This is a genomic window from Haloplanus aerogenes, from assembly GCF_003856835.1.
GTDB lineage: Archaea > Halobacteriota > Halobacteria > Halobacteriales > Haloferacaceae > Haloplanus > Haloplanus aerogenes.
Window position 1 is genome coordinate 218,560 of sequence record NZ_CP034145.1, and the last position, 24,084, is coordinate 242,643.

The 24,084-nt window shown below is 66.1% G+C and carries 22 protein-coding genes; 13 read left to right on the forward strand and 9 right to left on the reverse strand.

Going from position 1 to position 24,084, the window contains the following annotated elements; translation table 11 throughout:
* Positions 1-2: 2 nt before the first annotated feature.
* A complete protein-coding gene (locus DU502_RS01140; protein WP_121921100.1) occupies positions 3-644 on the reverse strand; it encodes an Era-like GTP-binding protein in 642 nt (213 codons plus the stop codon).
* Positions 645-1,544: 900 nt separating this feature from the next.
* Here DU502_RS01140 and DU502_RS01145 point away from each other — a divergent pair.
* On the forward strand, positions 1,545-3,065 hold the full coding sequence (locus tag DU502_RS01145) for a Cdc6/Cdc18 family protein (RefSeq protein ID WP_241966819.1): 1,521 nt from the start codon (positions 1,545-1,547) through the stop codon (positions 3,063-3,065).
* 422 nt (positions 3,066-3,487) lie between these two features.
* Here the strand turns inward: DU502_RS01145 and DU502_RS19005 are convergent, their stop codons facing one another.
* Together DU502_RS19005 and DU502_RS01155 are read right to left on the reverse strand one after the other, a co-directional pair.
* Entirely contained in the window at positions 3,488-4,090 is a 603-nt protein-coding gene (locus DU502_RS19005; protein WP_121921440.1) for an HU family DNA-binding protein, read from the reverse strand.
* A gap of 301 nt (positions 4,091-4,391) precedes the next feature.
* A complete protein-coding gene (locus DU502_RS01155) occupies positions 4,392-5,246 on the reverse strand; it encodes a S26 family signal peptidase (RefSeq protein ID WP_121921099.1) in 855 nt (284 codons plus the stop codon).
* A 79-nt stretch (positions 5,247-5,325) separates the two neighbouring features.
* Between DU502_RS01155 and DU502_RS01160 the strand changes: the two genes are divergently transcribed.
* Positions 5,326-6,990: a DNA-directed DNA polymerase II small subunit gene (locus DU502_RS01160; protein ID WP_121921098.1), complete on the forward strand. Its 1,665-nt coding sequence runs from the start codon at positions 5,326-5,328 to the stop codon at positions 6,988-6,990.
* Here the strand turns inward: DU502_RS01160 and DU502_RS01165 are convergent.
* On the reverse strand, positions 6,987-7,421 hold the full coding sequence (locus DU502_RS01165) for a hypothetical protein (protein ID WP_121921097.1): 435 nt from the start codon (positions 7,419-7,421) through the stop codon (positions 6,987-6,989). The genes DU502_RS01160 and DU502_RS01165 overlap by 4 nt on opposite strands.
* Before the next feature lie 112 nt (positions 7,422-7,533).
* Between DU502_RS01165 and DU502_RS01170 the strand changes: the two genes are divergently transcribed.
* From DU502_RS01170 to DU502_RS18025, 5 genes are all read left to right on the forward strand, one after another.
* Entirely contained in the window at positions 7,534-9,390 is a 1,857-nt protein-coding gene (locus DU502_RS01170; RefSeq protein WP_121921096.1) for an SLC13 family permease, read from the forward strand.
* 84 nt (positions 9,391-9,474) lie between these two features.
* Complete coding sequence (locus tag DU502_RS01175) at positions 9,475-10,311, forward strand: alpha/beta fold hydrolase (RefSeq protein ID WP_121921095.1); 837 nt, start codon at positions 9,475-9,477, stop codon at positions 10,309-10,311.
* 133 nt (positions 10,312-10,444) lie between these two features.
* Entirely contained in the window at positions 10,445-11,650 is a 1,206-nt protein-coding gene (locus tag DU502_RS01180) for an MFS transporter (protein WP_121921094.1), read from the forward strand.
* A 45-nt stretch (positions 11,651-11,695) separates the two neighbouring features.
* Positions 11,696-13,756 carry an excinuclease ABC subunit UvrB gene (gene uvrB / locus DU502_RS01185; protein WP_124896988.1) on the forward strand — a complete coding sequence of 687 codons (2,061 nt, stop codon included), beginning with the start codon at positions 11,696-11,698 and terminating at the stop codon, positions 13,754-13,756.
* A gap of 86 nt (positions 13,757-13,842) precedes the next feature.
* On the forward strand, positions 13,843-14,010 hold the full coding sequence (locus tag DU502_RS18025; protein ID WP_158601178.1) for a hypothetical protein: 168 nt from the start codon (positions 13,843-13,845) through the stop codon (positions 14,008-14,010).
* A 48-nt stretch (positions 14,011-14,058) separates the two neighbouring features.
* Here DU502_RS18025 and DU502_RS01190 read toward each other — a convergent pair whose 3' ends face one another.
* Positions 14,059-15,162, reverse strand: coding sequence for a sulfite exporter TauE/SafE family protein (locus DU502_RS01190; RefSeq protein ID WP_121921092.1), 1,104 nt, complete (start codon positions 15,160-15,162; stop codon positions 14,059-14,061).
* A gap of 271 nt (positions 15,163-15,433) precedes the next feature.
* On the opposite strand from DU502_RS01190, the gene DU502_RS01195 reads away from it, so the two are divergent.
* The 3 genes from DU502_RS01195 to DU502_RS01205 are packed head-to-tail and all read left to right on the forward strand — an operon-like array spanning position 15,434 to position 17,162.
* A complete protein-coding gene (locus DU502_RS01195; RefSeq protein ID WP_121921091.1) occupies positions 15,434-16,381 on the forward strand; it encodes a PGF-pre-PGF domain-containing protein in 948 nt (315 codons plus the stop codon).
* A gap of 43 nt (positions 16,382-16,424) precedes the next feature.
* The gene (locus DU502_RS01200) at positions 16,425-16,613 is read left to right on the forward strand and encodes a DUF7554 family protein (RefSeq protein ID WP_121921090.1); all 189 of its coding nucleotides are present in this window, start codon (positions 16,425-16,427) and stop codon (positions 16,611-16,613) included.
* A 42-nt stretch (positions 16,614-16,655) separates the two neighbouring features.
* Complete coding sequence (locus DU502_RS01205; RefSeq protein ID WP_121921089.1) at positions 16,656-17,162, forward strand: 2'-5' RNA ligase family protein; 507 nt, start codon at positions 16,656-16,658, stop codon at positions 17,160-17,162.
* Here the strand turns inward: DU502_RS01205 and DU502_RS01210 are convergent.
* Positions 17,159-18,517 carry a cytochrome P450 gene (locus DU502_RS01210; RefSeq protein ID WP_121921088.1) on the reverse strand — a complete coding sequence of 453 codons (1,359 nt, stop codon included), beginning with the start codon at positions 18,515-18,517 and terminating at the stop codon, positions 17,159-17,161. The two genes, DU502_RS01205 and DU502_RS01210, sit on opposite strands and share 4 nt — an antisense overlap.
* A gap of 41 nt (positions 18,518-18,558) precedes the next feature.
* Positions 18,559-19,176 carry a hypothetical protein gene (locus DU502_RS01215; protein WP_121921087.1) on the reverse strand — a complete coding sequence of 206 codons (618 nt, stop codon included), beginning with the start codon at positions 19,174-19,176 and terminating at the stop codon, positions 18,559-18,561.
* 82 nt (positions 19,177-19,258) lie between these two features.
* On the opposite strand from DU502_RS01215, the gene DU502_RS01220 reads away from it, so the two are divergent.
* Positions 19,259-19,477 carry a hypothetical protein gene (locus DU502_RS01220; RefSeq protein ID WP_121921086.1) on the forward strand — a complete coding sequence of 73 codons (219 nt, stop codon included), beginning with the start codon at positions 19,259-19,261 and terminating at the stop codon, positions 19,475-19,477.
* A gap of 3 nt (positions 19,478-19,480) precedes the next feature.
* Here DU502_RS01220 and DU502_RS01225 read toward each other — a convergent pair whose 3' ends face one another.
* Together DU502_RS01225 and DU502_RS01230 are read right to left on the reverse strand one after the other, a co-directional pair.
* The gene (locus DU502_RS01225) at positions 19,481-21,670 is read right to left on the reverse strand and encodes an ATP-dependent DNA helicase (protein WP_121921085.1); all 2,190 of its coding nucleotides are present in this window, start codon (positions 21,668-21,670) and stop codon (positions 19,481-19,483) included.
* Positions 21,671-21,708: 38 nt separating this feature from the next.
* Positions 21,709-22,182, reverse strand: coding sequence for a DUF6789 family protein (locus tag DU502_RS01230; RefSeq protein WP_121921439.1), 474 nt, complete (start codon positions 22,180-22,182; stop codon positions 21,709-21,711).
* A 212-nt stretch (positions 22,183-22,394) separates the two neighbouring features.
* On the opposite strand from DU502_RS01230, the gene DU502_RS01235 reads away from it, so the two are divergent.
* Both DU502_RS01235 and DU502_RS01240 read left to right on the forward strand, forming a co-directional pair.
* Positions 22,395-23,471 carry an alpha/beta fold hydrolase gene (locus tag DU502_RS01235; RefSeq protein WP_121921084.1) on the forward strand — a complete coding sequence of 359 codons (1,077 nt, stop codon included), beginning with the start codon at positions 22,395-22,397 and terminating at the stop codon, positions 23,469-23,471.
* A gap of 169 nt (positions 23,472-23,640) precedes the next feature.
* Positions 23,641-24,072 carry an ester cyclase gene (locus DU502_RS01240; RefSeq protein WP_121921083.1) on the forward strand — a complete coding sequence of 144 codons (432 nt, stop codon included), beginning with the start codon at positions 23,641-23,643 and terminating at the stop codon, positions 24,070-24,072.
* Positions 24,073-24,084 lie beyond the last annotated feature (12 nt).

Sequence of the window (24,084 nt, forward strand, 5' to 3'; positions counted from 1 at the left end):
CATCACCCGAAGTACTCCGCGATCTTGTCGTACACTTCGTCCATGTTGTCGCCTTCGAGCGCCGACAGCGGGATCGTCGTGTGCTGGGGGAAGGCGTTCTCGATGCGCTTGACGTTCGAGTCCTCGAGGTCCGTCTTGTTCGCGAGGATGAGCACCGGGAGGTCCTGGCTCTCGATGATCCCGATGAGCATCGTGTTCACCTGCGTGAACGGATCCTCGGTGCTGTCGAGGACGTAGATGACGCCGTCGACGTCCTCGCGAAGCCAGTGCATCGCCTCAGCGACACCTTCCGTCGCCTCGCGGGAGCGGCGGACGGCGTCCTCCTCGTCGATGTCGTGTTCGAGGAACTCCTTGTAGTCGACTTTCGTCGTGACACCCGGCGTGTCGACGATGTCGATGGTGACGGTGCGACCGTTGCGTTCGATTTCGACGTTCTCCTTGCGCCGGGCGCGCCGGGTCTCGTGGGGGACGTGGCTCTCCGGGCCGATGGCGTCACCCGTCCAGTCGCGCGCGATGCGGTTCGCGAGCGTCGTCTTCCCGGCGTTCGGCGGGCCATAGATCCCGATGCGCTTGGGATCGCTGGCCGAGAACAGTCGTTCTGTAACTCGTGCGATGCTGTCTCTGAGTCCTGTGAGCAGTCCCATCCTATCCTCCCGCACCTCCCGTCTATCGCCGCGAGAGGGGCGTATGCGGGATGAAGGTCACGCCGTTCACTTAAGTGTGCGTCAGACAACCATAAGGGACCTGTCAGTAGTTGTCGAGGTCCGCGGCGGCCGGGGGCGGGTCGAGAGGCCGTGAGCGGCGTACTGCAAGCGACCGGTGGGCGGAGATAGGGCGTTCCGGTGAGACGGGAGTCGATGTGGAGATAGCCACTGCGAACACGGTGGCGACAGAGCCAACTCACGGGGACTGCCAACTCATGGGAACTGCCAACTCATGGGAACTGCCAACTCATGGGAACTGCCAACTCATGGGAACTGCCAACTCACGGGGACCGACCTGCCTGTCCACCGCCCTCGGGTGCCCCCCACCCCTTCGTTTCGAGTGGAACACGGTGGGAGGGTGGTGTGAACGAGGTGGCGGCGTCGGTATCGAGGCTAGTTATCCTAACTACTCCTAGTGAAATAATATATTCTACTGCAGTACGGACAAAGTTGTGATTGTATTGTCTTATAGATTTCCCTCACTAGAACAGGGAGCGGCACCGCTCCCCCCTCCCCCCTCTTTTCCCCGTTCCACCCGAAACGAAGGGGTGGGGGGGTTCGGTCGTCGTGGCGGTCCGTCGGGGTGGAGACCGACCTGTCGAGTGTCCGGCGACTCGCTCGTTCGGTTCGTCTTCGAGGGTTCGACGGCGAGCCGATTCCCTCCGTCCGAATGGCCCGGATCGAGCCATCCGTTGCGTCCCGAGGGGAAGGTTTTTCTATCACCCCATCCTCTGTTTCCTCTGGATCATCTCGACGCGCTGAACCGGCACGAGGGTGGGGACAATCGAATTTCCGGGGTACGTCGCGCGTCTTCCACTCGAAACGAGGGGGTCTCAACGAATGGATTCGAACGACACACCGCCCGACGATCACGCCGAGGGTCCCGAGGATAGGGATTTCCGCGCCCCCGCACGTGACCGAACGGCCGACATCTCCCGCGACGTCGACATCGACGACGTCCTCGACGACGAGGACGACAGTCAGGGACTGTTCGACGATCTTCTCTCCGGCGAACCGATCTTCGAGAACAAGGAGGTTCTCCGCCCGTCCTACACGCCACACGAACTCCCGCACCGCAACGAACAGATCAACCAGATGGCGACGATTCTCGTCTCCGCCCTTCGGGGCGACACTCCCTCGAACATCCTCATCTACGGGAAGACGGGGACCGGCAAGACGGCGAGCGCGAAGTTCGTCAGCAAGGAACTCGAGTCGACCTCCCAGAAGTACGACGTCCCCTGCGAGGTCGAGTACATCAACTGCGAGGTAACCGACACGCAGTATCGCGTGCTGGCCCAGCTCGCGAACAAGTTCATCGAGAAGAATCAGGCCGTTATCGACGACCGACTCGACGACTTGACCGACCTCCGGTCGGCGATCACGAACGGACAGACGACGATTTCCCAGTGCCCGTTCGACTCCACCGACGCCCTCGAGGAGCGGATCGGAACGCTCGAAGCGGACCGGGAGGAGATGGAGGCCGTCCCTATGACGGGGTGGCCGACCGACCGCGTGTATAGCTCCTTTTTCGAAGCGGTCGATTACCACGAACGCGTCGTCGTCATCATGCTCGACGAAATCGACAAACTCGTCGAGAAATCCGGCGACGACACCCTCTACAACCTCTCGCGGATGAACTCCGAACTCGACAACTCCCGCATCTCCATCATGGGCATCTCGAACGACCTGAAGTTCACCGACTTCCTCGACCCTCGCGTCAAGTCGAGCCTCGGTGAGGAGGAAATCGTCTTCCCCCCGTACGACGCCAACCAGTTGCGCGACATCCTTCAGCACCGCGCGGACGTGGCGTTCAAGAGCGGCGCGCTCACCGAGGACGTCATCCCGCTCTGTGCCGCCTTCGCGGCGCAGGAACACGGTGACGCCCGCCGGGCGCTCGATCTCCTCCGAACCGCCGGCGAACTCGCCGAACGCGGCCAGGCCGACACCGTCGAGGAGGAACACGTCCGGCAGGCCCAGGACAAGATCGAACTCGACCGCGTGGTCGAGGTGGTACGCACCCTCCCGACCCAGTCGAAGATCGTCCTCTTCGCCATCATCCTCCTCGAGAAGAACGGCGTCCACAACATCAACACCGGCGAGGTGTACAACATCTACAAGCGTCTCTGTGAGGAGATCGACGCCGACGTACTCACGCAACGCCGCGTCACCGACCTCATCTCCGAACTCGACATGCTCGGCATCGTCAACGCCGTCGTCGTGAGCAAGGGTCGGTACGGCCGAACCAAGGAGATCAGCCTCTCGGTTCCCGTCGAGGAGACCGAGGCCGTTCTCCTCTCGGACTCCCGTCTCGGCGACATCGAGAACGCCCAGCCGTTCGTGCAGGCGCGTTTCGACAACTGATAGAACAGCGTGCCGTTTCCGGTCGGCGTCAGCAACGCTGCGCGAGAGACACAGCGCGAGTCTTGCGGACGGAAAGTCAGTGGCCGCTTCCCGGACCGGCGTGCCAGTTCGACGACGTATAGAATGCTGTTACTGCCGATCTATACCCTCCTCACGGCGCACGAACGACGTGGCGATACCGATGACTCCCTGACCGTGAGAGTAGGTCCGTACTTTCGGGTCCGACTCGCCGACTCGGTCCGCCTACATGAACTGAATCGGACAAAAGTAATGAAAAATAACTGATAAAAAGTCTCTCGTGGTGCCGGCAGGGATTACGATGGACGCGCCGCTACGGTCTCATACGGTTTATTGTAAGTCAGTCCCGGTGGTTCGCCAAGACGGTCCGGCTAACCACCGGTACACAGTTACAATAATCCGTATCAGTTGACGGCCTTGGAAAGCTCGGCACCCGCCTTGAACTTGACTACGTTCTTCGCCGCGATCTGGATTTCCTTTCCAGTCTGACGGTTTCGCCCTCCCCGTGCGGACAGCGTCGAGACGGTAAACTCCCCGAACTTCTCGCCTAATGACAACCTATCACCCTTCTTCAGAGCCTTCGTCGTCGCGTTGATGAACGCGTCGAGCGCCCGCTTCGCGTCCGCCTCCGATACCTTGCTGTCCGAGTCACGTCCCGTCTCACGCGCGATGTACTCCGCGTCGATCACTACGTCTGCGTCCCGGCACTTGGCGCTGGCTTCGTCACCCTTGCCGGGGTTGAGATCGAGGGCGGCCGCGAACTCCGGGCACGAGTCGAAGGTCACCGGCGAGTCGTCCGCAGGTCCCTTTCCGGACTCTGGATTCCGCCCCGTCCGGGCGGAGCGCTTCGAGATACTGAACGACCCGAATCCGACCAGTACGGCACTATCGCCCTTCTTCAGGGCCTTCGTCGTCGCGTTGATGAACGCGTCTAGTGTCTTCTGTATCTCCGACTCCTTCATTCCGGCTTCACTCGCCATCTGCTCGATCAGCTCCGCTTTGTTCATCGCCACTGCTCGACCCGTCGTAGTCAACAGGGCCAGTCCGAGGGACGTCGAGAGGATAGCGCCCCTCCGCAGTACGGTTCGCCGCGAGAGCTCGTTTTGGGACATGAATTGTTTACTCACAGTTCTCTATCGCTTGATCAATATATAAAGACATTGTAAGTTCCAATCTGTATATGGTTTTAATATCATCAGTTTGAATAGACTCGAATACTGACTGCGACGTTCTATGGGGAAACGGAGGCGCCGGCGCGCTCGCTGTCGTCGTGGATAGCCCGTGAGAACGTCCCGGAATCGACGCGACTTACGATCCAGCCAAGCCGACGGCTCGCGGCATCGGCGTCGGCGTCGGCGTCGACTTCCCCGGTGGCGACGGACGGGTCGCCGCCGCTTCGACCACGGACGGCGTCACGTCCGTCGCCACCTCGGGCGTCGCATCGAGGACGACCCCCGAGACGCCGAGTCGGACCCAGCCGAGATACGGGATTCTGACGCGCGCGATGCCGACGATCCACTCGGGTTTCACCGGGTCGCTGATCCCGTTCACCTGATCGTACTGTGCGTTGGCGTCGCCTTTCGTCACGAACCCGGCGTGTGGTGCGGGACAGTTGCGCATCTCCGCGCAGCTGCTCGCGCTCACGTACTCGGGGTTGGCCCTGTCGTACCAGTTTTCCCCCTCGTCGACCCAGAATCGCGCGCGATGGATCACTGGCGGCCCGGCGTCCCCGGGGTCGTCGTAGACGATCACCGAACCGTAGGCGCCGAACTTCCAGTAACCGGTCTCCCGGGCAACGTCTTGGGTGACGACGCCTGTCCCCTCGCGGGCGGTGTCGGGGACGAACCGACCGGTGTCGGTGATGAAGACGAGATCACCCTTGTGCATGTGTGGCTCCATGCTCCCGCTCTCGACGGCGACCATCGGCGGCCACACGCCACTGATAGCGAAGAGGAGGAGGCCGATGACGACGACGGCGCCGACACTCAGCGCCGTCTCACGCAGGATCAGGAGGGGTCCGTCGTTCGCCGTCGCGATCCGGCGAAGGGGCCCCATCGACTCCGTGCGTTCGCCGTCACCGCCGTCGCTTCGACTGCGCCGCCCGCGTTCGCCGTCGCTGGGACGGTAGTCGTCGGAGGGACGGGGACCGTCGTCGGCGCTCATCGGTTGCCGTTTACCGCCGGCCGAGTTGAAGGTTCTGGAGTTCCGGCACGCTTTTGCCCGCACCAATCGTCCCTCCCCTGTGCCTCTGGAGACGCCCGCACGGATCGCGCGCGAACTCGCTCGGCGCGGCTACAACGCCGAACGCGAGGCCGTGACCCTCCTCGCGGGTGCGACCGATCCGGCGGCGGCCCTCGACACCGCCGTCGAGACGGCGCCCGACGACGCGCTTCGACTCACCGCGGAGCACGTCCGCTCGGCACTGTCCACGGACGCACCGGCCGCCGCGTCTCCGCCGACCGATACCGACGCCACGGATACGACAGCATCCGCCGACACGGTTCCCGACGATACCGCCCCCGACGCCCCGCCAGAAGACCCCTCTGTTTCGACTGCAACTCCCTCCCCCTCGTCTGGGACTCAGGCGGCTGACGCTCCAGTTGAAACGAAGGGGTCTCGGAAGGGTGAGATGGCCGGCACAGAGTCGGCGTCGACCACGAGCGCAGACACGGCCACTGCCGACAGCGACACCGCCGCAGTCAAGCGATCTATCGACATCGCCGGCGACATCACCGGTCGAAGTACGGGCACCGGCGAGTACGGCGACTTCGTCTCCGTCTTCCGCGACCGTTACGAGAAGCTCTCCGGCAAACTCCGTGGGCGGGTGAACCACCGCCCGGCGTCGGCCGTCGCGGACATGCCCGGCGGGAGCGATGTGGCGATGATCGGCCTCGTCAACGACGTGCGCTCCTCGGCCAACGGCCACTGGATCGTCGAACTCGAAGACACGACCGGCACCTTCCCTTGTCTGATCACGAAGGACCGCGACATCGCGGACCTCGTGGACGAACTCCTCCTCGACGAGTGTGTCGCAGTGGAGGGCACGCTCTCGGACGACGCGGGCATCGTCTTCGTCGACGCGCTCCACTTCCCGGACGTGCCCCGGACGTACAAGCCCTCGACGGCCGACCGGCACGTACAGGCCGCCCTGATATCCGACGTGCACGTCGGGAGCCAGGAGTTCATGGCCGACGCCTGGCACCGCTTCGCCGACTGGCTCCACACCGAGGAGGCCGCGGCCGTCGAGTACCTCCTCGTCGCCGGCGACATGGTCGAGGGCGTCGGCGTCTACCCCGATCAGGACGAGGAACTCGACATCGTCGACATCTACGACCAGTACGACCGCTTCTCGGAACACCTCAAGGAAGTGCCCGGCGACCTCGACATCGTGATGATTCCGGGCAACCACGACGCCGTCCGGCTCGCGGAGCCCCAACCGGGCTTCGACGAGGAGCTCCGGGAGATCATGTCCGCCCACGATCCGCGGATCGTGGGCAATCCCTCCACCGTCACTATCGAGGGCGTTTCGGTGCTGATGTATCACGGCGTCTCGCTCGACGAGGTGATCGCCGAACTCCCCGAGGAGACAGCGAGCTACGACCACCCGCACCGGGCGATGTACCACCTCCTCAAGAAACGCCACGTCGCGCCGAAATACGGCGGTCACATGCGCCTCGCACCCGAGGAACGGGACTACCTCGTCATCGAGAACGTCCCCGACGTGTTCCACACGGGCCACGTCCACAAACTGGGGTACGGGAAGTACCACAACGTCCTCGCGGTCAACAGCGGGTGCTGGCAGGCCCAGACCGCGTTCCAGAAGAGCGTCAACATCGACCCCGACGCCGGCTTCGCGCCCATCGTCGACCTCGACACGCTGAATCTGACCGTTCGGAAGTTCGCCTAGCTCGCCGGGTCGAGTCGGTAGCGGACGGTCGATTTCCCGTCGAACGCCGGTCCCGTCCCTTCACGCCTGAAGCCGGCCGCTTCGGCCGCCTCCAGCACTGCCTCATCGTCTTCGATTGCCAGCAGTTCGACGGTCATCCCCTCCGTCGTCGCGAATCGGACGGGTTCGCCGAGCAGTCGTTCACAGGCCGCCGTCGTCCCCGCGAGTTGCGTGACGTGGACCGTCCCGTTTCGCACGTCGAAACTGACGAATCCGGCCACGTCCCGCGTCTCCTCCTCGGCCGTATCGGCGTTGGGACCTGCCGCCGTCGCCTCCCGCTGGGCGACCCGAACCGTCCGGTCGTGGATCAGGTTGCGGATCACGTCCGCCGGCACGTCCGCGATGGCCGAGAGCGCGTCGGCGTCGGCCTCGACCGCGTCGCGCACTTCCATGCCACTCCGTTGGCACGGGAGCCGTTTAAACGCTCGCTCCCGATCGGTGGCTGGTTCGTGGCGAATCCCGCCGGCCTCTACTTATAACTCCCTACCTGTCGAACGTTCGCCGATGGCATCGCCACCGCCCGGGATGGTCCTGGTGTTCGCCCTCGTTCTCGTCGCCCTCGTCCTGTTCGTCACCGAACGCCTCCCCAACGACACGACCGCGCTCGCCGTTCTGGTCTCGCTCGTCGTCTTCGAGCCGTGGACGGGCGTCACCGCGGCGGAGGCCATCTCCGGGTTCGCCAGTCCTGCAACGCTCACCATCGTCGCCATGTACATGTTGAGCGAGGGCATCCAGCGCACGGGGCTGGTCGAGCGGCTCGGTACGATGCTCGGGGAGGCCACCGGCGGCAACGAGCGGAAACTCCTCGGGGCGACCGTCGGGACGACGGGGCTCGCCGCCAGCGTCGTGAACAACACGCCCATCGTCGCGGTGTTCATCCCGATGATTACGGATCTCGCGGGGCGGTACGGGCTCTCGCCGTCGAAACTCCTCCTGCCGCTCTCGTACGCGGCGATGCTCGGCGGGACGCTCACCCTCGTCGGCACGGCGACGAACATCCTCGCCAGCGACCTCTCCAGCCAGCTGCTCGGTCACCAGCTCTCGATGTTCGAGTTCACGAAACTCGGCGTGGTGATCTTTCTCGTCGGTGCCGCGTACCTGCTCACGGTCGGCCGGTGGCTCACACCCGCTCGCATCGATCCCGCCGCCGACCTGACCGAGACGTTCGATCTGGGGAACCACCTCGTTCGCCTCGTCGTCCGGGAATCGTCGCCGCTGATCGGCTACCGTGTCGACGAAGCCGGCGAGGAACTCGCGGCGGCCGGCTACGATCTGGACATCCTCCAGATCGAACGCGACGGGGAGGCGTTTCTGGCGTCGGCGACCGACCGCCGCTTCGAGGACGGCGACCTGCTGACCGTCCGCACGTCGCTCCAGACGGCCAACCGGGTCGCCGGCGAGTACGGCCTCCGCCACCGCCACCGCGACGAGGTGACCGAGGACGACCTCTCCGAAACCCCACACCGCGGCACGCTGGTCGAGGTGGTGATCCCCGGCGAGTCCCGATTCGTCGGGAAACGGATCGGCGACTCGGCGCTCGACGAGCGCTTCGACACGACGGTGCTGGCCGTCCGCCGCGGCGACGAGGTGACGAAACGCGACCTCGACGCGGTCGAACTCCGCGCCGGCGACACGCTCCTCCTCCAGACGACTGCCGGTGCCATCGCCTACCTCGCGGACCGAGACGAAGTGTTCGTCACCCACGAGGCCGAGGATCCGGGTGACCTCGACGAGGCTGTGCAGGCGGAGACCAATGCCGAGCCGCTCGACGCCCACACGCCGGTCGCCGTCGCCATCCTCCTCGGCGTCATCGCCATCGCCGCGCTCGGCTTGCTCCCCATCGTCATCGCCGCCCTCGGTGGCGTCGTCGCCATGGTCGCGACGGGCTGTCTCCGCCCCTCCGAAGCCTACGAGGCCGTCAGCTGGAACGTCGTCTTCCTGCTCGCAGGCGTGATTCCGCTCGGGCTGGCGATGCAGAACACCGGCGGCGACGCTCTCCTCGCGAGCCTGCTCGTCGCCAGCACGGCCGTCCTCCCGCTGATCGGCGTCCTCGCGCTCGTCTACCTCGTCACCTCGCTGCTCGCGAACGTCATCACGCCGGTCGCGACGGTCGTGTTGATGATCCCCGTCGCCGTCGACACCGCGGCCCGGATCGGCGCCACCCGTCTCACCTTCCTCCTCGCCGTGATGTTCGCCGCCTCCACCGCCTTCATGACGCCCATCGGCTACCAGACCAACCTCATGGTGTACGGCCCCGGCGGCTACCGGTTCACCGACTACGTCCGCGTCGGGGCGCCCCTGCAGGCGCTCATGGCCGTCGTGACGACGGTCGGCCTCGTCGTCTTCTGGGGCCTTCGGTAGCGCCCGCGGCGCTCGTGTGTGGGCAGGACACGCACGACGAACACCTATGCTCGCTTCCGTCGCAGTTCTCGTGGGTGTCTCACCGTGACACGATACGACGAATGGACTGCTGCACAGGAGTCGACGACCGTCACTGTCGACGGCCACGACCTCGACGTTGCGTACTACGACGACGGCTCGGGCGACCCCGTCGTCTTCCTCCACGGCATCCCGACGAACTCCTATCTGTGGCGGGACGTGATCGATCCGATAGCCGACCGCCGACGGGTGATCGTCCCCGACATGGTCGGCTACGGCGCGTCGGCCATGCACGACGGGTTCGATCGTTCGATTCGGGCACAGGAGCGGATGCTCGACGCCCTCCTCACGGCGCTCGACATCCAGTCACCGTCGCTCGTCGGCCACGATCTCGGCGGCGGCGTCTTCCTCCGCTACGCGGCCCACAACCCGGACGCCGTCGACGAACTCGTCCTCTCGAACGCCGTGGCCTACGATTCGTGGCCCATCCAATTGGTCACTGATCTCGGCCTCCCCGAGACGGCCCGGACCACCAGCCCCGAGGAGATGCAGACGATGCTCGACGACCTGTTCCGCGATACGCTCGTCGGCGACGATCCCGACGAGGCGCTCGTCGAGGGTATGACGGCGCCGTGGAACTCCGCCGAGGGCGTCACGTCCCTCGTCCGCAACGCCGCCTCGACGAACACCAACCACACGACGGAGATCGATCCGACGGCCATCACTGCCGACACGCTGTTGCTCTGGGGGGCCGACGACGAGTTCCAGCCTATCCAGTGGGCCGAACGCCTCAGCGACGACATCGAGCGTGCCGAACTGGTCGGCCTCGACGGCGCGTCCCACTGGGTGATGGCGGATCGTCCCGACGCCTACCGGACGCACCTGTCGGACTTCCTGCGGTGACAGCCGCCGTCGACGGACTGGGAGCGGGCCATCCCGGCGCCGGCGCACGCACCCGCAACGGCCGGCGTCACACCGATTCGTTATCGCGCGGCACGGGGACGCTTTTGTCGGCGGTCGGTGTTGGTCCCTGACGATGCCGTCTCGGAAACACCGCGTCCTGCTGGTGATGGCCGTCGCCGAACTGCTGGCCATGTCGCTGTGGTTCAGTGCGACCGCCGCTGCGCCCGAACTCGCCGCCGAGTGGGGGCTGACCGACGCCGAGACGGCGTGGCTCACCATCGCCGTCCAGCTCGGCTTCGTCACCGGCGCCCTCCTTTCCTCCGTACTCACCCTCTCGGACGTGTTCCGGCCGCGCTACCTCCTCGCCGGCTCGGCCGTCCTCGGCGCGGCCGCTACCGCGCTCATCGCCGCCGCCGTCTCCGCGGCGCTCCCGGCTATCGCGCTCCGCTTTCTCACCGGCGTCGCCCTCGCCGGCGTCTACCCACCGGGAATGAAGATCCTCGCCGGGTGGTTCGAGGAGGGCCGCGGCTTCGCCATCGGCGTCCTCGTCGGGGCGCTCACCGTCGGCTCCGCGCTCCCGCATCTCATCCGCGCGGTCGGCGGTGTCGGCCAGCCACGGGTCGTGCTGTACGGCGCCGCCGCCCTCGCCACTCTCGGCGGCCTCCTCGCTCTCCTCGTCGAACCCGGACCGCACCAGGCGCCCGCGGCGCCGTTCGACCCCGGTGCTATCGGCCGCATCCTCCGTGACCGCGGGACCATGCTCGCCAACGGCGGCTACTTCGGCCACATGTGGGAGCTCTACGCCGTCTGGACGTGGATCCCGGCGTATCTGATCGCGAGTATGGCCGCGAACGGCGGGGGGTCGACCGGGCTCGCCTCCCTCCTCGCCTTCGCCACCATCGCCGTGGGTGGTGTCGGCGCCGTCGTCGCCGGGTCGGCCGCCGACCGGGTCGGGCGCACGCGCGTCACGAGCGTGAGCATGGCCGTCAGCGGCCTCGCCTGCCTCGCCGCGGGCGTCGTCTTCGGCCGCTCGCTATTCCTGCTCGTTCCCTTCGTCCTCGTGTGGGGGGTCGCCATCGTCGCGGACTCCGCGCAGTTCTCCGCGGCCGTCTCGGAACTGGCCGAGCAGTCGTACGTCGGCACCGCACTGACGCTCCAGACGGCCATCGGCTTCCTCCTCACCACGATTTCGATCCAGCTGATACCCGTGGTCGTCGACCTCGTGGGCTGGCGGTGGGCGTTCGCACCCCTCGTCGTCGGTCCGCTCCTCGGCACGCTGTCGATGCAGTGGCTCCGTCGCCTGCCCGAGGCGACGCGTCTGGCGGGTGGGCGGGGGTGATCCGAACGAATCCGTCAAGTTCTTCGAGCGACCAGTACCGGTACCGTGAGTGACGCCAACTCGGGCCCGCTCCAGCCGGACCGCCCCGACGCCGACCAGCCGTTCCGGGTCGACGCCCCCTTCGACCCGGCGGGCGATCAGCCCGACGCAATCGAGGAACTCGTCGCCGGCTACGAGGCCGGAATGGACGAGCAGACGCTCCTCGGCGTCACCGGCTCGGGCAAGACCAACACCGTCTCGTGGGTGATCGAGGAACTCCAGCAGCCGACGCTGGTCATCGCCCACAACAAGACGCTGGCCGCCCAGCTATACGAGGAGTTTCGAAACCTCTTCCCCGACAACGCGGTCGAGTACTTCGTCTCTTACTACGACTACTACCAGCCCGAGGCGTACGTCGAACAGACGGACACGTTCATCGACAAGGACGCCTCGATCAACGACGAGATCGACCGCCTGCGCCACTCCGCGACCCGTTCCCTGTTGACCCGAAACGACGTGATCGTCGTCGCCAGCGTCTCGGCCATCTACGGCCTCGGTGACCCCGCCAACTACGTCGACATGGCGCTCCGCCTCGAACGGGGTCAGGAGATCGGCCGCGACGACCTGCTCGCCCGGCTGGTCGACCTCAACTACGACCGCAACGACGTGGACTTCACGCAGGGCACCTTCCGCGTCCGCGGCGACACCGTCGAAGTGTTCCCGATGTACGGTCGCTACGCCGTCCGCGTGGAGTTCTGGGGCGACGAAATCGACCGTCTGACCAAACTCGATCCGCTGGAAGGGGAGGTAAAGAGTCAGGAACCCGCCGTGTTGATCCACCCGGCAGAACACTACTCCATCCCCGAGGAGCGACTGGAGAACGCTATCGAGGAGATAGAGGTGCTGATGGAGGACCGCGTGGCCTACTTCGAGCGACAGGGGGATCTGGTCGCCGCCCAGCGGATCGAGGAGCGCACCACCTTCGACATCGAGATGCTGCGCGAGACGGGGTACTGCTCGGGCATCGAGAACTACTCCGTCCACCTCTCGGACCGGGAGTCCGGCGAGGCGCCCTACACCCTGCTCGATTACTTCCCCGACGACTTCCTCACGGTCGTCGACGAGTCCCACCAGACCCTCCCCCAGATCAAGGGACAGTACGAGGGCGACAAGTCCCGCAAGGACTCGCTGGTCGAGAACGGCTTTCGGCTCCCCACCGCGTACGACAACCGCCCGCTCACCTTCGAGGAGTTCGAGGAGAAGACGAACCGGATGCTGTACGTCTCCGCGACCCCCGGCGACTACGAGCAGGAACACTCCGATCAGGTGGTCGAACAGATCGTTCGGCCCACCTATCTCGTCGACCCCGCGGTCGAGGTTGCGGACGCGACGGGGCAGGTCGAGGACCTCATGGACCGCATCGACGAACGCATCGAACGCGACGAGCGCATCCTCGTGACGACGCTCACCAAGCGGATGGCCGAAGATTTGACCGAATATCTCTCAGAGGCCGGCGTCGCCGTCGAGTATATGCACGACGAGACGGACACGCTGGAGCGCCACGAGTTGATCCGCGGTCTCCGGTTGGGTGACTTCGACGTACTCGTCGGCATCAACCTCCTCCGGGAGGGGCTGGACATCCCCGAAGTCTCCTTGGTCGCCATCCTCGACGCCGATCAGGAGGGGTTCCTCCGGTCGGAGACGACGCTCGTCCAGACGATGGGCCGGGCGGCGCGCAACGTCAACGGCGAGGTGGTGCTCTACGCCGACGACGTGACGGACTCGATGCAGTCGGCTATCGACGAGACGCGGCGGCGCCGGCGCATCCAGCAGGAGTTCAACGAGGAACACGGCCACGAACCGACGACCATCGAGAAGGCGGTGGGTGAGACGAACCTGCCGGGGAGCGAGACGGACACCTCGGGCGTCACGGGCGACACCCCCGAGACCGAGGACGAGGCCCGTGAACGGATCGAGGCGCTGGAAGAACGGATGCAGGCCGCCGCCGACAATCTGGAGTTCGAACTCGCGGCCGACATCCGCGACCGGATTCGTGACCTGCGACAGGAGTTCGAGTTCGACGACGCCGACGACGGCATCGCGCCCGAACTCGATTCAGAGTTCTGAGCGGCAGGACGGGGTCGGCCGCCCCGGTACGCCTCTCGATGGTAACTATCACCAACGTTTATGGCGCGACGGTAATATGATACTAGGTGACACGGATGAGCCACGAAACTGATCCCCCCCTTCGTGGAGAGGGCCGACCGACTCCCGAAGACCCGACCTCGCACAGCCTCATCGGCCGTCTCGCCGCGTATCTCGCCGAGTGGCCACGGAAGTATATCGACATGCAGGTCGAGGCGCTCGATCCGAAGCGCTGAGAAGAGCGAGCAGCCGTCTTCTTCGGCCGTCAGTTCCCGCTGTGGCAGTTATCCGAGTCCCGCCGCCATCAGGAACAGCGCCGTCGAGATGATGCCGAACAGCATCGCGACGAACCGCTTGATCGTGCGGGTACTGAGCGCGTTGGAGACGTAGGGGGCGATCTGACCGCCCGTCACCGTCGCCGGGACGGTGAACACGACCATGTTCCACGGCGTCGAGGCGAGCGAGAGGGAGTGACCGCCGACGATGCCACCGCCGAAGACGTGGACGAGCGACGCGAGAATCGCCGTCAGCGCGACGACGATGTGGTTCGTCCCGATGGCCACCCGGACCGGCACCTTCGTCCCGAGCATCGAGATGATGCCGAGTTCGCCGATGCCGAAGCCGGCGAGCCCCTGGAACGTGCCGCCGATGCTGTAGTTAGCCGCGCGGCGCAGGTAGCCACCGCGGGTGTAGGTGTAGTCGTCGCCGTCGCGGTCGACGCGCGTGACGGTGCCGTCCTCGGCCGTCTCGACGCCCGCGGGGCCGAGTTTGTCGTCGTCGTCGGGGAGACCGGCCGCTGCCGGGTCGGCGGCCGTCCCGCCGTCGGCGGCCGGATCGGCATCGGCGTCCGCGTCGTCGCTCCCGCTGTGATCCAGATTCGTCTTGAACAGGAGGTAGGCGGCCGCCAGCAGCGCGATCCCGAGTAGCGCGTGGAAGAGCGGCTCCGGAATGACGAACGAGAGCAGGGCGCCCCCGACGACGAATGGGATCGACCCGCCGACGAGCGTGAGCGCCAGTCGGCGGTCCACGAGGCCGTACTGGATGAAGGCGACCGAGGAACTGGAGAGGCCAAAGGCCTCGCTGATGAGGCCCACCTTCACCAGCGTCTCCGGTTCGAGCGGGTGGGCGAAGAGCGGGAAGATGAAGATCAGGAAGGGCACGAAGAGCGCGGACCCGCTGATGCCGACCGTGTTCACGATGGTCGCCCCGAGCAGGAAGACGGGGAAGAGCCACCAGTACTCGAGCCAGTAGTTCGCCCCCGGATCGCTCGCCGTCGTCGGGGCCGTGAAGAACACGGCGACGACGAACGCCACTGGGGCGGTGAATACGAATACGTGCTGATACTTCAGGAACCACTTCTGGATACGGCTGTATGAGGATGTACTCATCGGTCCGTCTGTGATTTAGCGGCCGGTGCCTGCGACCGTCGACACCGGGCGGTGCGACGACGCGGGTGCGAGGAGGAGGGTGTTCGTACTGGGAAGCGACACGCCGTCGACCGCGTCACGACTCATTGTCAGCGTGTCCGTAGCGAACTCCGTGTAAAAAGCCTTGAGATTCAGTAGCGGCGTGGGGACCACCACCACGCGCCACGTTCAGGATTGAGGCCCCACTACACACCTTGAAGTCTTTATACAATAATATCAAACACACAATACGATGTCATCTAGAGCCGCGGTGGTAATCGTACTGATCCTCGTGGTGGCTAGTGGTAGCCTGCCGACACACGCTCTCGATCCCTCGGCTCCGCTCGCACAGCACGGTGGCGGCGACGGAACGCCGATGGGTGGTGGTGACGGCGGCGATGGGCGGCGAACGCCCGACGGTGGCGACGGGCAGCGCACCCCCACCGACGACGGTCGACGGACATCCGGTGGTGACGGGCGAAGCACCCCGACCGGTGGGGACGGTCCCCGGACGAACGTCTCGGTCGACCACCGTCAGCCCGGTAACGCCTCGATCATGGTCCACAACGCCGCGGCGAACCGGACCGTTCACATCCAGTTCGAGCGGATGGCCGCGAACCCGGAAACGGGATTGATGCTCCGCGAGATGACTATCGCAACCGGCGACCCCGAGTACCAGTTGGCCGTCCGCACGACCACCCGCGCCAGCGAGGGTGTCACCCCCTTCCCCGGCGACCCTCCGTTCGGCTACCTCAACGTGACCCACTCGGTGCCCAACGCCAACGTCACCAACGCCTCTCTCACGTTCACGCTCAACCGCACGCGACTGCGCGAGCGAAACGTGACTGCCGAGAACGTCAGCCTCTATCGCTACCGGGAGACTAACCGGACGTGGCAGCGCCTCCAGACTCGGGTGATGGAGCAGAATCGGACGCAGGTGACCTACCGATCCGAGTCGCCGGGTCTCTCGGAGTTCGCCGTCGCACCTACTGCCGAGACGACGACGCCCACGGCGACCGCCACGTCGACGCCGACTGCGACGGCGACACGCACCCCGACGGCGACTCCATCACCGACGCCCCGACCCTCGACGCCGACGCCGACGCCGATGCCCGGAACCGACGGCTCAGCCCCCGGATTCGGCTTCCTCGCTGCCCTGCTGGCACTGTTCGTGCTGGGCCGCCTCTGGAAGCCGCGCTGATCCCGCCATCACACTTTTGCGCGTTCCGTCCCCACCGACTCTCATGTCTCGCGCCGCCGTCGACGTGGATGATCTGCTGAAACTGGTGCTCATTCTCGTCGTCGTCTGGCTCGCGCTCGAAATCGTCGGTGAGGTGTTCGACCTCTTCGTCGGCCTGCTCAACCTCTTCCCGACGCTGATCGGGCTACTCATCGTTGTCCTGATCGTCCTCTGGTTGCTCGACCGGATCTGACGGCTCCGGTACGCTCTTTTCTCCGCCCCGTCACCGTCCGCCGTGTACAGTCTCAACGTCCCCGTCCCGGGCGCCGTCGAACGCCTCGCGGCCGACCTCCACCCGCGACTCACCCCATTCGACCGGGTTCGCGACCGCCACACCCTCGTCTGCAAGCGGTTCGAGGCCGACGAGGGCGACTACGACCACCTGCGCGAACGCCTCCGGGTCACGCTCTCGCCGACGCCCGCTTTCGAGGCGCAGATTACGGGCATCGACACCTTCGAGACACCCACCCACGGCCCCGGCCCGGTCGTCTACCTCGCCGTCGAGAGCCCGGGTCTCCACGACCTGCACCGGCGGTTGGTCGACGCCTTCGGCGCCGTCCACGACGAACTGGAAGGCGAGGCGTACGTCCCGCACGTGACGCTGGCCCGCGGTGATGGACGGGACGCCCTCGCCGACCTCTGCACGCTCGATATCGAGCCGATCACGTGGACCGTCTCCGAACTCCACCTCTGGAGTCGCGCTCGCCGCGAGACGGCGTGGCGAGTGTCGCTGCCGCGCTAACGGGTCTCGACCCGCATCGGCATCCCGTCCTGTGGGTGCATCGTCAGCGACCCCCGGAGGTCGAAATCGTCCGTTCCCGTGTATTGCAGCCGATACTCGCGGCCGATCACGGCGAGGATGAGTTTCGCCTCCAGCAGCGAGAACTGCTTGCCGATGCAGTGGCGTGGCCCGCCGCCGAACGGGAAGTGTGCGAACCGGGGACGCTCGGCGCTCCGGTCGCGCGTCCACCGATCCGGATCGAACCGGTCGGGGTCGTCCCACCACCGCGACGACCGGTGGACGGCCCACTGCGGGAGCATGACGGCCGCCCCTTCGGGAATCCGGTATCCCCCCAGTTTCACGTCCACGACTGGCTCCCGAAACATGGCGTACACCGGCGGATACAGCCGCATCGTCTCCTGTAACACCCGATCCAGATACGTCAGCTCCCGCGCGTCCGCGAACGTCGGTGACCCGTCGAGGACCGAATCGAGTTCGGCGTGGACGCGCCCCTCGGCCACCGGATGCTCCGCGAGCAGGTAGCAGGCGTAGGTAAGCGTCAGCGCCGTCGTGTCGTGGCCCGCCAACAGCATCGTCATCACCTCGTCGCGGAGCTGTTCGTCCGTCTGCTCGCCCCGCCGTTGCGCTCGGAGCAGGATCGACAGCAGGTCCATCGGCGGATCGTCGTCGTCCGCGTCCCCCTCGGTGCCGCGGCGCTCCGCGACGATCTCCATCACCACGTCCTCCAACTCCTCCAGCGCCGCCTCGAACGCTCGGTTCTCCCGGGTCGGCACCCAGTTGGGCGTGACGAAGCGGAACGGGTCGGGTTCGAAGCGAGCCCCGAGGGGTTCGAGGGTCTCCTGAATCGTCCGCACCCGCTCCTCGGAGAGGTCGATGCCGAGCATGGCGTCCGCGATGATCCGCACCGTCAGCCGCGCCATCTCGAGTTCGACGTTCAGGTCGTCACCTGTCGACCACTCCGCGACCGCGGCCTCGGCGTGCCGCGTCATCGTGTCGGCGATCCCCGCGATCCGCGACATGTTGAACGCGGGATTGGCGAGGTCGCGCTGGCGGCGCCACCGATCCCCCTCGCTCAGGAGGAGACCGTCACCGAGGAGCTGGCCGAGCGCGTCGTCCTGAAACGCCGGTTTGCGGTACTTCCCGTGGTCGCCGACGAGCACCCGTTCGATGTCCGTGGGGTTGGTGAGGATGTACGTTTCCAGTGGTCCGAGGTCGACCCGAACCACGTCGCCGTACGCCGACTCACACGCACTCAGGAAGTCGAACGGATCGCGTGCGTACTGTCTGCTGTTCCCGAAGACGGGTTCGCCGCGGGGACCGGGCGGCCGTGCGCGTGACCGTGGCTGCTGGGGCATCGACCGGCGTTAGGATGGGACCGGCATAAGCGCGTGGCTCGCTAGTTCTCCTCGGTGACGAACCAGTAGTCGTACGGCCGATCGTCGTACGCTTGCAGGGAGAGCGTCACGCGATACGGGCCAGCAGGGGGGCCGTCGACGACGCGAACCCGCTTCCCGCTCGCATCCTTGATGCCGGTCACCGTCGTCCCGTTCCGATACGTCGCCGTCACGTTCGTGGCGATCAGCGCGTGCCCCGCCGTGAACCGACCGGGGGCGGTGATCCGGCCGAGCGAGCGCTCGCCGTCGAGAGCGGTCAGATCGAGTGTGACCGATTCCGAGCGGTAACACTCGCCTTCCGGCGGGGCGATGGGTGTGATCGTCGGCTTGTACGGTCCGGTGAACGTCCCCCGCCAGCACGGGCCCATGTCGCCCGCGCGTTCGACGAACACCACCTGCAGGGTCACCTCGACCGACTCGATATCGTCGGGAATCGTGCCCGCGCTGACGGCGTACTCGACAGCGACGGGTTGGGGTGTCGCCGTGGGCGGAGGTGTGGCCGTCGCGGTTGGCGTCGACGTGGCGGTCGGGTCGGTGGTGTCGGAAGGACCAGTGGGCGCGGTACAGCCAGCGAGCAGGATGACTGCCGCGAGGACGAGGTGGAGGGCGTCTCGCCGCATACGTTCGCCCCGTAGCGCCCGAGACAAATGTTTTCGGGAGCCGCGACGGCGACTTTTTCAGCCGTGCGGTCCTCCCGTCGCTATGAACGGGGCGCTCGTCCTCACGGGCCTGCTTCTGATCGCCGTCGGTGCGGCGATGATGGTGTTTCCCCTCCGTGTCCGCAGTTACGTTCCGCCGCGCCAGTGGCGACAGGATCCGGAGCGAGCCGAACGCAGGCAGGTGCGCCGCGCCCGCGCCATCGGTGGGCTCATCGCCGTCGGCTTCGGCTGTCCGGCGTTGCTCGCCGGACTCGTCCTCTAAACCCTACGGCGTCGGCGGATCGCCGTCGTAGGCGTCGAGGTCCGCGTAGAAGTTCAGCATCGCGAACTTCACCTTCTCCGGCGCCACGTCGATGAGTTCGTCCCGTTCCTCGGGTGGGAACGAGTCGCGGACACCGTACTTCCCCATGTCGCGGCTGGCGCGGGTGTATCGTTTGTCGAGGAGGACGCGCACGCCGTAGTCGTCGGGAGCGCGGATCACCCGCCCGAGCGCCTGTCGGGTCTTGCGGATCGTCGGAATCTCGACGGCGTAGCGCCACCCCGCTCCCCTGCGGTCGTCGTAGATCCGGTCGTAGGCGTCCTGCACCGCCTCCAGCCGTTCGGAGAGGTTGGGGTAGGGGACACCCACGACGACGACGGTTCGGGCGTCGTCCCCGTCGAAGCTCACCCCCTCGCCGAGGGTGCCCCAGAGGGAGGTAAAGAGGGTCGACCCGCCGGCTTCGCCGGCGGTCGGAGGTGTCGAAGCCCCCTCGCCTTCGACGAACCGCTGGCGCAGGTCCTCGGTGGGCGTCCCCGCCTCGTCGAGGTATCCGCCGAGGCGTTCGTGATAGCGCTCGGCCTCCGCGTACGAGGGACAGAAAACGAGCGTGTTGCCGGGGGTCATCTCGATCACGTCCGCGAGCGTCTCCGCCACCGTCGCCTGCGTCTCGGGGTCGTCGCGCTCACTCGCGAACAGTGCCGGCCCCTCGACGGCGTACGTACGCCGGCGTTCCTCGGGGTACGCCAGCCCGTAGGCCATCGTCACGGGGTCGCCGAGGCCGAGAACGTCTTCGACCACGTCGAACGGGCGGAGCGTCGCGCTCATCAACACGCTCGCGGCCACTTCGTCGAACAGGCCCTCGGTCACTTCGCGCGGGATGCACGTGTAGAGTTCCGCGCGGCCGTACACCTCGTCGGTGCCCGCGTCGCGCCGCACCGCAGCCATCGGGTGTCGCCCCAGATCCGCCCCGTGGCCCATCCAGTCCGCGATGAAGCCCGCCGCCTGCAGCGTCGCGGACTCCGTGCGGGTCGTCGTCTCGCCCCGGCGGTAGGCCTCCTCGTACTCCTCGTCTAGTCGTTCGCCCACCTGCAGCGCGAGGTCGATCTCGGCGTCGATGCCGCTCCCCTCGTAGGCGTCGAGGAAGGCGAGCGTGAGGTCGTCCCGGCGGTCGTCGTTGGCGATGGCGAGGTCGTGCCAGTCGTCGCCAACCTGTTCGCGTTCGCCGAAGCCGAGGGCGTCGTCGACGGCCGTTCCGAGCCCCGTTCGAAAGGCCTCGATCACGTTTCTCGCTCGCCCAGCCCGCGAGTCGTCGGCCTCGTCGAGTTCGGCCAGCGCGCCCTCCAGCGTCCGCGCGGAGAGGGTCCGGGTGGCGTGGTCCCGCGCCGCCGACTCGACGTTGTGCGCCTCGTCGAAGACCGTGATCACCTCGGCGGGATCGCGGTCCAGCCACCGGAAGAAGTGTTCGCGGATCGTCGGATCGAGCAGGTGGTGGTAGTTACAGACGGCGAGGTCGATGCCGTCCATCCCCTCCTTGAGGAGTTCGTACCCACAGAGGCCGCGCTCGTCGGCGTAGGCGTAGATTTCCTCGGGCGTGCGCACGTCCTCGAACAGCCAGTCGTGGAAGGCGTCGGTGTCGCGGGTGAGGTTCGCGCGGTAGTGCTCGCAGATGTTCGCCGCCTCTAGCTCCTCGATCTCCTCGTCGAGCGCTTCGAGTTCGTCCATGACGGCCGCGCGGGCCTCGCCGGCCTCGCCGTTGCCCTCGCGCACGTCGTCCAAGAGCGCCTCGCTCCGCTGGGCGAGTTCCTGTCGGTCGGCTTCGGCCTCCACGAGCGAGCGGGTGGTCTCCTTGAGGCTCCGACACTCCTCGTAGCCCACGTCGAGGTGGCACATCGAGCCTTTCCCCTTGAAGACGACCGCGCGAATTGGCTCTTGGGCCCGGATGGCTCGGGCGTCCTCGACGAACTGCCGCATCTGCTGGTGGACGTTCGTCGTGATGACGACTGTCCGGTCGTGTTCGCGGGCGTGCGCGAGCGCCGGCACGAGCGCCGAGAGCGTCTTGCCCGTCCCCGGCGCGCCCTCCATGAGTACGTCCTGTCCGCGTGTGAGGGCGTTGGCGATGCGGTCCATCGCCTCGCGCTGGTTCGGATACGGATCGTCGTATGGGAAGAACCGCTCGTATCCCGCCGTGTCTGCCACGACAGGGAGTTACGCGTGCTCGGATTAAAGCATCGGGGTCACAGCCGGTCCGCCGTCGCCGCGTAGACGCCGCCGAGGACGGCCCCGTACACCACGTGCCACAGGAGCGACGGCGGCGCGAAGTTGGGGAACGGCGGCGAGGCGGGAGAGCCGACGACGCTCAACCACACGGGCATCACGAGCGCCGCCAGTCCGATCCACGTCGCGACACCCCAGCCGATTCCGAGACCGACCTGGCGGCCCGTCCCCTCGACACCGAACGCGCCGACGAGGGCCGCGAACACCACGCCCAGCACCGCGCCGTGGGTGACGTGGACCGCCATGCCGACCGCTGGATTCGGCGGCGGCGCCAGCCCGTACAGCGACGGAATCGCCACCGTCAGTACCGGCGGATTCATCGCCAGGACGAGTCCGCCCATCACCAGCGCCCCGACGATACCGCCGAAGACGCCGGCCTGCCAGTTGCCGCTCGATTCGCCGGTATCGCCGACCGTCTCTGTCGCCGTCGACATACCCGAGACGAGTTCGCCTGACGACATTTCCGTTCGGGAGTCGGGTGCGGTCGATACACGGCGTCAGAAGGATGATATACCCGGTCCGACCACCGATAATTCCGTTCCGGTGCTGTGCGGATGTGTGACACGACCGCACGGACGACGACACGACGCCCAACCTATCTACGTCTAGTAATTAGTTATTAATCATTTACGCGTGACAGTAACCTATGTCGCTCGAAGACCGACATCTGGAGAACGAGTACTACACGCAGGCCGAACACGGCGACTTCGAACTGTTCGACCTCGGTGACTTCGAACTGGCGTCCGGGCAGCGGATTCCGGACTGCAAGCTGGCGTACCAGACCCACGGGAAGCTGAATCAGGCGAAAGACAACGTCGTCGTCTTCCCGCACATGTACTCCGGCACCCACCGCGACATGGAGATGTACGTGGGCGAGGACATGGCCATCGATCCGAAGGAGTACTTCGTGATCATGCCGAACCAGCTCGGCAACGGCCTCTCCACGTCGCCGCACAACACGCCGCCACAGGACGGCGGGATGGGCAACTTCCCCGACGTGAACATCGAGGACGACATCGACGCGCAACACCGACTGGTCACGGAGGAGTTCGGCATCGAGGAGATAGAACTGGTGCTCGGGTGGTCGATGGGCGCCCAGCAGACCTACGAGTGGGCGGTCCGGTATCCCGAGATGGTCAAACGCGCCGCGCCCATCGCAGGCACGGCGAAGGTGACGCCCCACGACCAGTTGTTCATCGAGGCCCACATGGAGACCATCCGCTCCGATCCAGCGTGGAACGACGGCTTCTACGACGACCCGCACGCGGTCATCACGGGCCTGAAGCGCCACGCCCAGATCTGGTCGGTGATGGGGCTCTGTACGCAGTTCTACCACTACGACGAACGCGCGTGGGAGGATGCCGGTTTCACGTCCGTCGAGGACCTGATGGCGAACTTCTGGGAGGACTGGTTCCTGCGGATGGACCCGAACAACCTCCTGACGATGGCGAAGAAGTGGCAACACGGGGACGTGAGCCGGAACACCGACGGCGACCTCGAGGAAGCGCTCGGCCGTATCGAGGCCAAGACGTTCGTGATGCCGTTCGAGGAGGACATGTTCTTCCCCGTCAGCGACTGCGCCCACGAGGAGTCGATGATCCCGGACAGCGAACTCCGGCCGATTCCGAGCCTCTGGGGCCACTTCACCATGTTCGGCATCTTCGAGGAGGACAAACAGGCTATCGACGACAACATCCGGGAACTGCTCGAGACGCCCGTGTAATCGGGAGCGTCGGCTCCGTCGACGTTCGAGCCGTCTCCCTTCCGACGGTCGTTACTCAGGATCGCTGACAATAGTTAACACAGTTCACGAACAAGTGGGAGCTAGTGCTCGTCGCGCGGGATGGGCAGGGGACGAGACACGGCGGGACGGGCACACCGGGGAGGACACGATGGCGACAACAGCGCGCGAGAACAAAGAACTCGTCCGACGGTTCATCGACGAAGCGAACGACAAGCACTACGACCGGGTTGCGGAGCTGTTCACGGCCGACTACACCAGACACGATCCGGATGCACGGGTCGACGAGACGGGGCCGGAGCCGTTCGTCGAGGCGCTCCGACGACTCCACGAGGCGTTTCCCGACAGCGAGGTCCACATCGGCGAGATCGTCGCCGAAGGGGATCTGGTGGCGTTCGAGGGGACGATGACGGGAACCCACGAGGGCGTCTTCCGGGGACTCGACCCAACCGGCGAGACGATCGAGATACCCGGAAACGCCATGCATCGAATCAGGGACGGCCGGATCGCAGAGACGTGGGCTACCTGGAATTTCCTTCTCGGACTGCAGCAACTCGGGGCTATCGACGCGTTGGGAGAGTAGCGACCTCCCACC